The 13415-nt window shown below is 69.8% G+C and carries 4 protein-coding genes; 1 reads left to right on the top strand and 3 read right to left on the bottom strand.

The window, feature by feature from the left end; all coding sequences use genetic code 11:
• Position 1 precedes the first annotated feature (1 nt).
• Positions 2–1456, bottom strand: coding sequence for an N-acetylglucosamine/diacetylchitobiose ABC transporter substrate-binding protein (gene ngcE / locus OG776_RS12910; protein WP_148013251.1), 1455 nt, complete (start codon positions 1454–1456; stop codon positions 2–4).
• A gap of 673 nt (positions 1457–2129) precedes the next feature.
• Between ngcE and OG776_RS12915 the strand changes: the two genes are divergently transcribed.
• The gene (locus OG776_RS12915; protein ID WP_261994948.1) at positions 2130–5891 is read left to right on the top strand and encodes a GH92 family glycosyl hydrolase; all 3762 of its coding nucleotides are present in this window, start codon (positions 2130–2132) and stop codon (positions 5889–5891) included.
• A gap of 114 nt (positions 5892–6005) precedes the next feature.
• On the opposite strand, the gene OG776_RS12920 is transcribed toward OG776_RS12915, so the two are convergent.
• Together OG776_RS12920 and acnA are read right to left on the bottom strand one after the other, a co-directional pair.
• Positions 6006–9278, bottom strand: a complete 3273-nt coding sequence (locus OG776_RS12920) for a GH92 family glycosyl hydrolase (RefSeq protein ID WP_329320723.1) — start codon at positions 9276–9278, stop codon at positions 6006–6008.
• A gap of 948 nt (positions 9279–10226) precedes the next feature.
• On the bottom strand, positions 10227–12941 hold the full coding sequence (acnA, locus tag OG776_RS12925; RefSeq protein ID WP_329326416.1) for an aconitate hydratase AcnA: 2715 nt from the start codon (positions 12939–12941) through the stop codon (positions 10227–10229).
• Between the last annotated feature and the right edge of the window lie 474 nt (positions 12942–13415).

A 13415-nucleotide genomic window follows, 5' to 3' on the forward strand; every position in this document is an offset into this window, starting at 1 on the left:
ATCAGTCGCGGTGGTTCTTCTTGGACGCCGGGTCCTTGGCGGCCTTGTCGACGGCCGCCTGGGCGCGCTTCAGCCATTCCTTCGGCTGAATTCGCTTGGCCATCAGCTCGTTGGACGCGTTCTGGATGGAGACGTCCATCTCGCTGTACCAGTTGGGGTAGAGATAGTTGAAGGTGTTGTCACCCGCCGCCTTCGAGGCCTCGACGGTCGACTGCGTTCCCGGGCGCAGCGTCACGCCGGCGTTGACGCCGTCCTTGACGATGGTGAGCGAGTTGGCCTTCTGCGCGAAGAGCGTCGACCACTCCTTGGAGAGCATGGAGCGCATGAACTCCTGGGCTCCGGCGAGGTTTCCGGCCTTCGCGGGGATGATGAAGGGCTCGCCCGAGCCGGCCCGGATCGCCTCGAAGGGCAGCTTGTCCCCCGACAGGCTGGGCATCGGCATGAACTTCATGTCGAAGTCGGTGGGGGTCTGCTTCAGCTGCTCGTTCTCCAGCCAGGAACCACAGGTGATGAACGCGGCCTTGTACTGGTTCCAGCGGGTCTGGGACTCCGTGTGCGTCAGGGCGTTGGTGCCCGGCATCAGGTAGCCCTTCTCGACGACCTCGTAGATCGCGTCGATGGCCGCCGCCGCCGCGTCGCTGCCGACGAACGCCTTGGGGTCGAGGTTGTCGATCGCCTTCATGGCGTCCAGACCGCCCTGCTTGGCGATCAGGTCCATGATGGCGACGTTGATGTAGTACGGGTACTTGCCCTGGTGGGCGAGACCGCCGATGCCCTGCGACTTGGCGTCCTTGCAGATGGCGAGGAAGTCGTCCCACGTCTTCGGGACGTCCCAGCCCTTCTCCTTGAAGAGCTTGCCCGAGTACCACAGGCCCCACACCGTGTAGATGTAGTTGAGGGCCACGACCTTGCCGCCCTGCAGGCCCGGGTCGAGCGTGCCCGGGATCAGGGTGTCGCGGACCTTCTTCGACGGGTCGTCGATCGACGGCGCGTCGAGGACGGCGGCCAGGTCGAGCAGGTTGCCGTTCTTGAAGAGCACATCCAGCTTGATCTGCTGGGCGCCCGAGTCGTCGACGATGTCCGGCGGGTTGCCGCCGTTGAAGCGCGGCTGCAGCTTGCCGGTGATCTCCTGGGTGCCGGTGTGGGCGCTGGTGGTGCCCCACTTCTTGTCGAAGGCCGCTTCCCAGGCCTTGGCGTAGTCGTCGCCGTAACCGCCCTTGAAGACGACGACGTCGAGCTTTCCGCCCTTTTCCACACCGAAGGGGTTGGTCTTGCTGGTCTTGCCCTTGCCCTTGTCCTTGTTGCCGGAGCCGTTGTCGTCGCTCCCGCCACTCGCACACGCGGACAGGAAGCTCATCGTGGGTACGGAGATCAGACCGAGTGCGGCCGACCGCTTGATCAGATCGCGCCGGCCGACACCCTCGGGGCTGCTGTTCTCGGCGGAAGTGGATCCCATGCTCAAGTCCTCGCCTTCTCCAGGACTCAGGCGGTGAACCGGATCCTCCCCGGCACCGCAGTTAGGTCAAGCTGGGGTCGTGCATGAGGGATTCAGTGGGTCAACGCGACGATCTCTGCCCTTGTAAACGGCCGCCGACGCCCGATTCCCCCTGGTACATGCCTGTCCGCGGCCGTCGAACGACTGGGCGGATGCCGACAGGTATAGTCCACTTCCCGCCAACGGAGCAAGATCGAATGCAGGTTTGCCCGTGGGTCTTTTCCGAGTTGAGACCTCCCGGAAATATGGGGCGACCGACCCCTCCCCGGCAGAAGATCGACACGGTGTCAATCTCCCGCCATGGGAGTAATGCGCACCTTCCTGTGCGACATTGTCCCCAGGCGCCACATCCAACACCCTTGACACCGTCGCCGACTTGACTCCCTACTGGTCCTTGCGCAGCAGAATTGACAACGTTGTCCACGCGCGAGCGGGTGAGCCGAAGGAGCACGCAGGTATCGGGAGAACGAGTGCGCGCGGGTCCGGAGGGCCGGCGCGGACGCACTCCCCATTCCGGCTGGAGTGCCCGGAGGTGAACGCGCCGAAACAGCAGGGAGGGTCCTCGCGGATGCAGCACGGAGCTCGATACAGACGGAGTTCCTCGGCCCGGCCGAGATGGAGTTCCTCGATGACAATGGGGGTGGCAGCGCTTTCCCTGATCGTGGCCTCGCAGGGCTCCGCGATCGCTCTTCCGGCCCAAGCGGTCACCGCCGACCGGCAGTTCGCCTCCTCATTCGAATCGGGTGATCCCGCGCCGGACTGGATCAATACCGTGGACACCGGACTCGACGGTAAAAAGCGGTCGTCCGGCGTCGACGGCGGATACAGCACGGGCATCCCCGGCAACGTCACCGACCACGTCACGGACGTGCGGGCGAGCGCCGAGAACTCGGGTTCCGGCGAGGTCAAGGAGAACCTCGTCGACGGTGAGTCGAGCAGCAAGTGGCTGGCCTTCGAGCCCACCGGCTGGGTGGAGTTCGACCTCGACGCGCCCGTCAAGGTGGTCACCTACGCCCTGACGTCGGCCAACGACTTCGCCGAGCGCGACCCCAGCGCCTGGACCCTGCAGGGCTCCACGGACGGCAAGGACTGGAAGACCCTGGACACCCGCTCCGGCGAGTCGTTCGCCCAGCGGTTCCAGACGAAGACGTACGACATCGCGAGTCCCGTCGAGTACCAGCACTTCCGGCTCGACATCACGAAGAACAGCGGCGCGGACATCCTCCAGCTCGCCGACGTCCAGTTCTCCACGGGCGGTTCCGACGACCCGACCCCCAAGGACATGCTCTCGCTCGTGGACCGCGGGCCGAGCGGCTCCCCCACCGCGAAGGCGGGCGCCGGCTTCACCGGCAAGCGGGCCCTGCGGTACGCGGGTTCGCACCAGGCCGACGGCCGGGCGTACTCGTACAACAAGATCTTCGACGTGAACGTGGCCGTCGGGCGCGACACCGAACTGGCGTACCGGGTCTTCCCCTCCATGGCGGACGGTGACCGGGACTACGACGCCACGAACGTGTCGGTGGACCTGGCGTTCACGGACGGCACGTATCTCAGCGGTCTGGACGCGGTCGACCAGCACGGGTTCGCGCTCACCCCGCAGGGGCAGGGCGCGGCAAAGATCCTCTACGTCAACCAGTGGAACGACGTCACCTCGCGGATAGGATCCGTCGCCGCCGGGAAGACGGTCGACCGGATCCTGCTCGCGTACGACTCCCCGAAGGGACCGGCCAAGTTCCGCGGCTGGCTGGACGACGTCGCGCTGAGGACCGTCGCGCCCGAGAAGCCCAAGGCCCACCTGGCGGACTACGCGCTCACCACCCGTGGCACCAACTCCAGCGGCGGGTTCTCGCGCGGCAACAACTTCCCGGCGACGGCCGTGCCGCACGGCTTCAACTTCTGGACCCCGGTGACCAACGCCGGTTCGCTGAGCTGGCTGTACGACTACGCACGTGCGAACAACGCGGACAACCTGCCGACCATCCAGGCGTTCAGTGCCAGCCATGAGCCGAGCCCGTGGATGGGCGACCGGCAGACCTTCCAGGTGATGCCCTCGACCGCGTCCGGCACCCCGGACACCTCGCGCACCGCCCGCGCGCTGGCCTTCAGGCACGAGAACGAGACCGCGCGCCCGTACTACTACGGGGTGACCTTCGAGAACGGGCTCAAGGCGGAGATGGCCCCGACGGACCACGCCGCGGCTCTGCGCTTCACCTACCCGGGCGCGGACGCGAGCGTGCTGTTCGACAACGTGACCGAGCAGGCGGGGCTGACCCTCGACAAGGAGAACGGGATCGTCACCGGCTACTCCGACGTGAAGTCGGGGCTGTCGACGGGCGCCACCCGGCTCTTCGTCTACGGCACCTTCGACTCGCCCGTGACGGACGGCTCCTCGTCCGGGGTCAAGGGCTATCTGAAGTTCACGCCCCGGGCCGACCACACGGTGACCCTGCGCCTGGCCACCTCGCTCATCAGCGTCGACCAGGCCAAGGACAACCTGCGCCAGGAGATCCCCGAGGGCACCTCCTTCGGCACCGTCAAGGCACGGGCCCAGAAGCAGTGGGACAAGCTGCTGGGCAAGGTCGAGGTCGAGGGCGCGACCCCCGACCAGCTCACGACGCTGTACTCCAGCATGTACCGGCTGTACCTGTACCCCAACTCCGGCTTCGAGAAGGTCGGTTCGAAGTACCAGTACGCGTCGCCGTTCTCCGCGATGCCGGGCCAGGACACCCCGACCCACACCGGCGCGAAGATCGTCGACGGCAAGGTGTACGTCAACAACGGCTTCTGGGACACCTACCGGACGACCTGGCCCGCGTACTCGCTCCTGACACCCGGTCAAGCGGGCGAGATGGTGGACGGGTTCGTGCAGCAGTACAAGGACGGCGGCTGGACCTCACGCTGGTCCTCGCCCGGCTACGCGGACCTGATGACCGGCACCTCCTCCGACGTGGCGTTCGCGGACGCGTACGTGAAGGGCGTCCACTTCGACGCGGCAGCGGCCTACGACGCCGCGGTGAAGAACGCGACGGTCGTCCCGCCGGCCTCCGGTGTCGGCCGCAAGGGCATGACGACCTCCCCCTTCCTCGGCTACACGTCGACCTCGACGGGCGAGGGCTTCTCGTGGGCCATGGAGGGCTACGTCAACGACTACGGCATCGCCCGGATGGGCGAGGCCCTCTACAAGAAGACCGGCAAGAAGCGCTACAAGGAGGAGTCCGCGTACTTCCTCAACCGCGCCCAGGACTACGTGAACCTCTTCGACAAGCAGGCCGGGTTCTTCCAGGGCCGTGACGCGCAGGGCGACTGGCGTGTCGACTCGGCGAAGTACGACCCGCGCGTGTGGGGTTACGACTACACCGAGACGAACGGCTGGGGCTACGCGTTCACCGCGCCCCAGGACTCGCGGGGCCTGGCCAACCTGTACGGCGGCCAGGACGCGCTGGGCCAGAAGCTCGACACGTACTTCGCCACCCCCGAGACGGCCTCGCAGGACGTCGTCGGCTCCTACGGCGGGGTCATCCACGAGATGACCGAGGCCCGCGACGTACGGATGGGCATGTACGGGCACTCCAACCAGGTGGCCCACCACGTCACCTACATGTACGACGCGGCCGGCCAGCCGTGGAAGACCCAGAAGGACGTCCGCGAGGTCCTCTCGCGGCTCTACACGGGCAGTGGGATCGGGCAGGGCTACCACGGCGACGAGGACAACGGCGAGCAGTCGGCCTGGTACCTCTTCTCCTCGCTCGGCTTCTACCCGCTGGTGATGGGCAGTGGTGAGTACGCCATCGGCTCCCCGCTGTTCACCAAGGCGACGGTCCACCTGGAGAACGGCCGGGACCTGGTCGTCAAGGCGCCCAGGAACAGCGCGAAGAACGTCTACGTGCAGGGCGTGCGGTTCAACGGCAAGAAGTGGAACTCCACCTCGCTCCCGCACTCGCTCATCTCCCGTGGCGGTGTGCTGGAGTTCGACATGGGGTCCAGGCCGTCCTCGTGGGGCAGCGGCAAGAACGCGGCGCCCGTCTCGATCACGAAGGACGACAAGGTGCCCACGCCTCGGGCGGACGTCCTGAAGGGTGAGGGCGCGCTCTTCGACAACACCTCGGCGACGGACGCCACCGTCACGACGGTGGACCTGCCGACGGCGGCCTCCGCCAAGGGCGTCCAGTACACGCTGACGTCGTCGGGGGACCACACGAAGGCGCCGGCCGGCTGGGTCCTGCAGGGCTCGTCCGACGGCACCAAGTGGAAGGACCTCGACCGGCGTTCCGGCGAGTCCTTCGCGTGGGACAAGCAGACCCGGGCGTTCTCGGTGGCGCATCCGGGCTCGTACACGCACTACCGGCTGGTCCTCGACGGCTCGGCGACGCTCGCGGAGGTGGAGCTGCTGGCCTGACCCGACGGCTCACAGAGCGGGCGCGGAGATCACCCTCCGCGCCCGCTCCGCCGTTTCGGGCCCGGACACCGGCGGCCGCCGGGCTGCTGCCCGGCGGCCGCCTTCCTCGTGCGCTCAGTCCACCGCGAGGGTGAAGACATGCAGATCCGCGTTGTCGGGCAGTCTCACGCTCCGTACGGTCTTGCCGGCCGGAGCGGCGAAGGGCTTCGTCGCGAAGACGTAGGTGGCGACGGGGTCCTTGTCCGCGCCCGCGACGTTGCGGTAGGTGGCCCTGGCGACGGTCTCGTTGCCGTACTGGACGGTGCCGCCCCCGCCGCCGACCGTCCAGTCGGTGAAGGAGAGGTCGACCTGGCCGGTGCTGCCGTCGGTGTAGGTGACGGTCGCCGTGGCCCGCTGGTTTCCGTTGACCGCGCTGCCGATGAAGGACAACCGGGCCGCCGGACGGGCGAGTTCGATGCTCTGGCCGTGCGCCGCGGCGTTGTCGGGCCGGCCGGCGGGCGAGTCAGGCCAGGTGAAGGCGAGCCCGTCCACGGTGCCCTGGCCGCCCGGGGTCAGCCCCGCGGCCGCGAGGGCCTGCCGCGAGTAGCTCCAGCCGCCGCCGTCGTAGTCGGCCTCGTCGTGGTCCCCGGTGTCGTCGGAGACGCCCGTGTTGTCGTACGCGGCCGGCAGCGACCCGGGAGCCGCGACGGTCAGCGCCACCGGCTGCTCGTAGGAGCCGCCGCCGGACGTCACGGTGACCTTGACGTCGTAGAAGCCCTGCCGGGCCGTGTCGGCCGCGGTGAGGGTGACCGACCGGGCGCCGTCGGTCACCGTTCCGTCCACGGGGTTCGCGGTCACGCCGTCCGGTGTGTCCACGTGGAAGCGGACCTCGGGGCCCGTGCCGCCGTTCAGCGCCAGCGCGCGGATGTCGACCTGGGTGCTGCCGCCGGGCGCGAGCGTCGCGGCGGTCGGCCCGACGCCGATCTGGTAGGGCTGCTCACCGGCGCGGAAGGACGGCGGAGACGCGCCCGGGTCGGCGCCCCAGCCGCGGTTCGGGGTGCCGGAGAGCGTGTAGTCGAGGGTGCCGCCGTCGCGGACGAAGGACGCCGGCAGCCAGGGGCGCGTGCTGGACCGGCCGTCGACCTTCAGCGACTGCACGTACGGGGCGTCCGCCGCCGCTCCCGCCGCCCGGATCTCGATGTCGTTGCGGCCCGGGCGCTCGATCCTGACGCGGCTGAACAGGGGTGAGGAGAGGACGAGTTCGGCCCGGGAGGGCACCTGGGGATACATGCCGAGCGCGGAGAAGACGTACCAGGACGACATCTCACCGAGGTCGTCGTTGCCGGGGATCCCGCCGGGCTGCGTCGTCCACAGCCGGCTCATCGCCGCGCGCACGGTCTCCTGTGCCTTGTAGGGCGCGCCCGCGTAGTCGTAGAGGTAGGGGACGTTGATCGACGGCTCGTTGTCCAGCTCCGACTTGTCGCCACCGCTGCCCGTGAACGCCCAGCTGCCGTCCGCGTTGTGGAAGAAGGTGTCGAGACGGTCGAGGGCCTTGTCACGTCCTCCCATGGCCGCGAAGAGCCCGGCCGGGTTGTGCTGGACCATCCAGGTGTACTGGGCCGCCGTGCCCTCCACGAAGCCGTTGCCGGTGGCCGGGGTGAAGCCGGTGACCCAGCTGCCGTCCGCCTTGCGGTTGGCGATGTAGCCGCCGGCCCGGTCGGCCGCGAGGTCGAAGTTGTTCTGCCACCACTGTGAGCGCTCGGCGAACCGGGCGGCCGTCTCCTTCTCCCCCGCCGCCGTGGCGAGCTGGGAGAGCGCGAAGTCCGCGCCGGACATCTCCAGCGTCTCGGCGGCGCCGCCCCAGGCGTTGGACACGGACGGCATGTAGTGCTGCCGGAGGTACTTGTCGAGCGAGGGGCGCTGCCCCACGGACAGGACCGGCTTGCCCGACGAGGACAGGTCCCCTTCGGTCGGCACGGTCGCCGCCTTCACCAGCGACTTCAGCGCGCCCCGCAGATCGAAGCCGGTACCGCCGAAGGCCCGGATGCCGGCGAGCGCGGCCGGCGAGGGGTCGCCGTTCATGACGTGGGTACCGCTCGCGCCGTGCAGCCAGCGGTCCCAGACCCCGCCGTTCTGCCGGGCCAGTTCGAGCAGCGACTGGGCGATGTCGGAGCCGGTGTCCGGGCTGAGGAGGGTGAGCAGCTGGACCTGGGAGCGGTAGACGTCCCAGCCGGAGAAGGTGCCGTACTGCGCCCCGTGGCCCCGGCCGACGACATGGACCCTGGCGTCGCTCCCCCGGTATCTGCGGTCGGCGTCACTGATGACGTTGGGATGCAGGAGGGCGTGGTAGAGCGCGGTGTAGAAGGTGGTGCGGTCGGCGTCGGTGCCACCGCCGACCCGGATCGCGCCGAGCCGGTCGCGCCAGGCCCGGTGGGCGGCGGACCGGACCGCGTCGAAGGAACGGGACGGCGGGTTCTCGGCCGCGAGGTTGGCCGCGGCCCCCGCCCGGCTGACGTACGAGATGCCGACCTTGACGTTCACCGGGCCGGTTCCGGGAGCGAACTCGACGTATCCGCCGGCTCCCTTGCCCGCGGCCGGGCGCCCGCCGTCGGAGAAACCGCCGGTGCCGCCGCTCGCCCGGGTGGATCCCGGGCTCAGCCGGTCGTCCTGCCAGGTGCCGGTCGTTTTGAAGGACCGGTCGAAACGGGCGGTGAAGTACAGCGTGTAGTAGTCGCGTTGGCCCTCGGGGTCGAGATAGCCGCAGAAGTTCCCGGAGGTGACGGAGCCGGAGACCGTCCGGGTCGCCGGGTCGATGCGCACGTCCGACGCCGTGGAGCCCACCTCGGAGTTGGCGGTGCGGATCAGCAGCGAGGCGGGCTTGTCGGCCGGGAAGGTGAAGCGGCCCGAGCCGGTGCGGGCGGTCGCCGTGAGGTCCGCGGTGACACCGGAGGAGAGGCCGACCCGGTAGTGGCCGGGCTCGGCGGTCTCGTCCGCGTGCGCGAAGTCGCTCGCGTACACCGCGTCCTTGGTGTCGCTCGCCGGCGAGGAGGTGACCTCGCCCGCGTACGGGAAGAACGGGATGTCTCCGCTGCCGCCCGCGCAGCCCGTGCCGGACATGTGGGTGAGGCTGAAGCCCCGGACGCGGGTGGCGTCGTACTGGTAGCCGCCGGGCGCGGCCGTGCGGGTGGCGTCCCCGCGGGTGTTCTCCGGGCTCCAGGAGAGCATCCCGAAGGGCACTACGGCGCCGGGGAAGACGTTGCCGCCGTTCTTGGTGCCGATCAGCGGGTCGACGTAGCCGGTGGGGTCCCCGACGAGGTCGGGCGGTGGGGCGGTGGCGGCCACCGCGGGGGTGATGCCGCCGGCCGCCAGGACGACGGCGAGCAGGACGGATGACGGACGGAAACGCATGACGCGGCCCCTCCTCCTTCGGACGGGTCGCGCACCACGGGTCGCACAAGCCGCAGGGACAGTAGCGTGCGCCACGCGTACCACGGAAGAGCGCGTCCGACGCGGCAGGCACGCGCGGCTCTCACCCCTCCGGGCCGGCCTCGTCGCCCGTTCCGGAGGGTCAACAGGCTTGACATCGTTGTCCGTTGGGGCGGTAGAGTCATCCACAGGTACATCAGACAACGTTGTCGCACGCCAAGGTCGTCACAAGCCACGCACCATCCCGGGCCGGCACTCCCCCCGCCGGTCCGGGCTCGCGGACCGGGTGAGTCCCACAGCGGCCACCCGGTCCGCCCCGAGCGGACCGGCGGGCCCGGCGGGCGGGTGTGCCGCAGGGATCAACGCCCCGGCCCGGGGCCCCGTACGCGGTGCGGGCACGCGGCGCCCGGAGCGGCTGCGCGGACAACGTCCTTGTAGGGCAGCGGCGTCGGTGGCGGCACGGACGGGCGTCCCCGTCCGGACGCGGGTGTGACACGAGGGCCCGCGGCCCGTGCCGGACGACGGCCGCGCGGTCTCCCCCTCCGCCCCTCCGCCCCACCTCCGCCCCACCTCTGCCGCCCGCGGGCCGCACGACCTCCCGCACGGGCCTCCTGCCGGGCCGGGGCGTTGCCCGACGGCGCCGTGCGCCCGCGCGGGGCCGCACGCGTTGCCCGACCGTGCCGTGCGCTCGCACAGGGCCGCACGTCCTCACCGACGGCCGCCCCGGCGTTACGGGGAGCCGCGCGGTACCGCGCGGCTCCGCTCCGGCCGTCCGGGGGCGGCGGCTGCCGCGTCGACGGGGGCGCCGCCCGGCGTGCCGGTGAGGGCGCTCCCGGCCTTCCGCCGCGGCAGCCGGAAACGGCGGAGGGCCGCACCCCTCGTCGCGAGGAGTGCGGCCCGGGCGTTCCGCCGAATCGCCTGCCGTGTGGGCTACTTGGCGATCAGGTTGCGCAGCACGTACTGCATGATGCCGCCGTTGCGGTAGTAGTCCGCCTCGCCGGGGGTGTCGATGCGGACGACCGCGTCGAACTCGACGCCGCTGTCCGTGGTGATCTTCACCGTGCGCGGCGTGGTGCCGTTGTTCAGCTCCTCGACGCCGGTGAAGGAGAAGGTCTCCTCGCCGGTCAGGCCGAGGGACTCGGCGGTGGCGCCCTCCGGGAACTGGAGGGGCAGGACGCCCATGCCGATGAGGTTCGAGCGGTGGATGCGCTCGTAGGACTCGGCGATGACGGCCTTGACGCCGAGCAGCGCGGTGCCCTTGGCGGCCCAGTCGCGGGACGAGCCGGAGCCGTACTCCTTGCCGGCCAGGATGACCAGCGGGACGCCCTGCTCGATGTAGTTGCGCGAGGCGTCGTAGATGAACGCGACGGGCGCGCCCTCGACGGTGAAGTCGCGGGTGTAGCCGCCCTCGGTGCCCGGCGCGATCTGGTTGCGCAGGCGGATGTTGGCGAACGTGCCGCGGATCATGACCTCGTGGTTGCCCCGGCGCGAGCCGTAGGAGTTGAAGTCACGACGCTCCACACCGTGCTCGGTGAGGTACTTGCCGGCCGGGGTGTCGGCCTTGATGGCACCGGCCGGGGAGATGTGGTCGGTGGTGACCGAGTCGCCCAGCTTCGCCAGCACCCGGGCACCGGCGATGTCGGAGACCGGGGACGGCTCGTGCGCCATGCCCTCGAAGTACGGGGGCTTGCGGACGTAGGTGGACTGCGGGTCCCACTCGAAGGTGTTGCCGGTCGGGATCGGCAGCGCCTGCCACTGGGCGTCGCCCGCGAAGACGTCCTGGTAGGACTTGTTGAACATGTCCTCGCCGATGGCGTTCGCCACGACGTCGTTGACCTCGGCCTCGGAGGGCCAGATGTCGGCCAGGTAGACCGGCTTGCCGTCCTGGTCGATGCCCAGCGCGTCCTTGGTGATGTCCACCTTCATGGAGCCCGCGAGGGCGTACGCGACGACCAGCGGCGGGGAGGCCAGGTAGTTCATCTTGACGTCGGGGTTGATCCGGCCCTCGAAGTTGCGGTTGCCGGAGAGGACCGAGGTGACCGCGAGGTCGTGGTCGTTGACCGCCTTGGAGACCTCCTCCGGCAGCGGGCCGGAGTTGCCGATGCAGGTGGTGCAGCCGTAGCCGACGAGGTTGAAGCCGACCTTGTCGAGGTAGGGGGTGAGCCCCGCCTTGTCGAAGTAGTCGGTGACGACCTTGGAGCCCGGGGCGAGGGTGGTCTTGACCCACGGCTTGCGGGTCAGGCCCTTCTCCACGGCCTTCTTCGCGACGAGCGCGGCGGCGACCATGACGTACGGGTTCGAGGTGTTGGTGCAGGAGGTGATGGCCGCGACCGTCACCGCGCCGTGGTCGATCTCGTAGGTCGAGCCGTCGGGGGCCGTGACCGTGACCGGGTTGGACGGCACGCCGTTGGAGGCGGCCGGGGAGTCGGAGGCCGGGAAGGACTCCTTGCCCGCCTCGTCGTCGTCGGCGACGTAGTTGCGCACGTCGCTCTTGAACTGCTCGGCGGCGTTCGCGAGGACGATGCGGTCCTGCGGGCGCTTCGGACCGGCGATCGAGGGGACGACCGTGGAGAGGTCGAGCTCCAGCTTCTCGGAGAAGTCGGGCTCCGCGGCCGGGTCGAGCCAGAGGCCCTGCTCCTTGGCGTAGGCCTCGACGAGCGCGATCTGCTGCTCGGAACGGCCGGTCAGCTTGAGGTACTTGATGGTCTCGCCGTCGATCGGGAAGATCGCGGCCGTGGAGCCGAACTCCGGCGACATGTTGCCGATGGTGGCGCGGTTCGCCAGCGAGGTGGCGGCGACGCCCTCACCGTAGAACTCGACGAACTTGCCGACGACGCCGTGCTTGCGCAGCATCTCGGTGATCGTGAGGACCAGGTCGGTGGCGGTGGTGCCGGGGGTCAGCTCACCGGTGAGCTTGAAGCCGACGACGCGCGGAATGAGCATGGAGACCGGCTGGCCGAGCATCGCGGCCTCGGCCTCGATGCCGCCGACGCCCCAGCCCAGCACGCCGAGGCCGTTGACCATGGTGGTGTGCGAGTCGGTGCCGACCAGGGTGTCCGGGTAGGCCTGGCCGCCTCGGACCATGACCGTGCGCGCCAGGTGCTCGATGTTGACCTGGTGGACGATGCCGGTGCCCGGCGGGACGACCTTGAACTCGTCGAACGCGGTCTGGCCCCAGCGCAGGAACTGGTAGCGCTCCTTGTTGCGGCCGTACTCCAGCTCGACGTTCTGGCCGAAGGCGTCCTTCGTGCCGAACTTGTCGGCGATGACGGAGTGGTCGATGACCAGCTCGGCCGGGGCCAGCGGATTGATCTTCGCCGGGTCGCCGCCGAGCTCCTTGACGGCCTCACGCATGGTGGCGAGGTCGACGACGCAGGGCACGCCGGTGAAGTCCTGCATGATCACGCGCGCCGGCGTGAACTGGATCTCCTGGCTGGGCTGCGCCTGGGAGTCCCAGCCGCCGAGGGCCCGGATGTGGTCGGCGGTGATGTTCGCGCCGTCCTCGGTGCGGAGCAGGTTCTCCAGCAGCACCTTCAGGCTGTACGGAAGGCGAGCCGAGCCTTCCACCTTGTCCAGCCGGAAGATCTCGTACGACTCGTCGCCCACCTGCAGCGTGCTGCGGGCGTCGAAGCTGTTCGCCGACACGACAGTCTCCTTCATTGATGTGCGCGTTCCCACCGCATCCTGCCGCCACGATCTCTTGGCCGATCCGCTAAGGTCAGACTAAGTTAGGTAAGCCTTACCGAGATGGCGGCTGCGGTGCGCCTCGGCAGATATCTCGATGTCGAGATAACTCTAGTACATGGGGGCGGGCTGGTCATGCCCGGCCTGCCGTGACGTCGGCGCGCGCCCTGCCACGCCCCGCCCGGGCCGGCCACGGCCGGGGCCCGTGGCCGGCCGCCGAAGCCCCGACGCCCCCCGGCAGGGGAATCGGCGGGGGGCGACGAACAGGGCGACGGGAAGGGCGGTACGGGGCCGAACCGGCGGCCCTGCGGGGTCCGTGGGGCGCCACGGCTCCCGTGCCGCCTTACGGGGTTTACCGGGCCCGTGAGGCCCTGCGGAATTACGGGGACCGGGGGAAGGTGTGCGGAGCTTCCGGCGCGCGGCGTCCCGGTCATG

It is taken from the genome of Streptomyces sp. NBC_01689, assembly GCF_036250675.1.
Classification (GTDB): Bacteria; Actinomycetota; Actinomycetes; order Streptomycetales; family Streptomycetaceae; genus Streptomyces.

Excerpts from the sequence above, each read along its gene's own strand:
- ngcE (WP_148013251.1), bottom strand. The coding sequence starts at position 1,456 with ATGGGATCCACTTCCGCCGAGAACAGCAGCCCCGAGGGTGTCGGCCGG.
- OG776_RS12915 (WP_261994948.1), top strand. The coding sequence starts at position 2,130 with ATGGGGGTGGCAGCGCTTTCCCTGATCGTGGCCTCGCAGGGCTCCGCG.
- OG776_RS12920 (WP_329320723.1), bottom strand. The coding sequence starts at position 9,278 with ATGCGTTTCCGTCCGTCATCCGTCCTGCTCGCCGTCGTCCTGGCGGCC.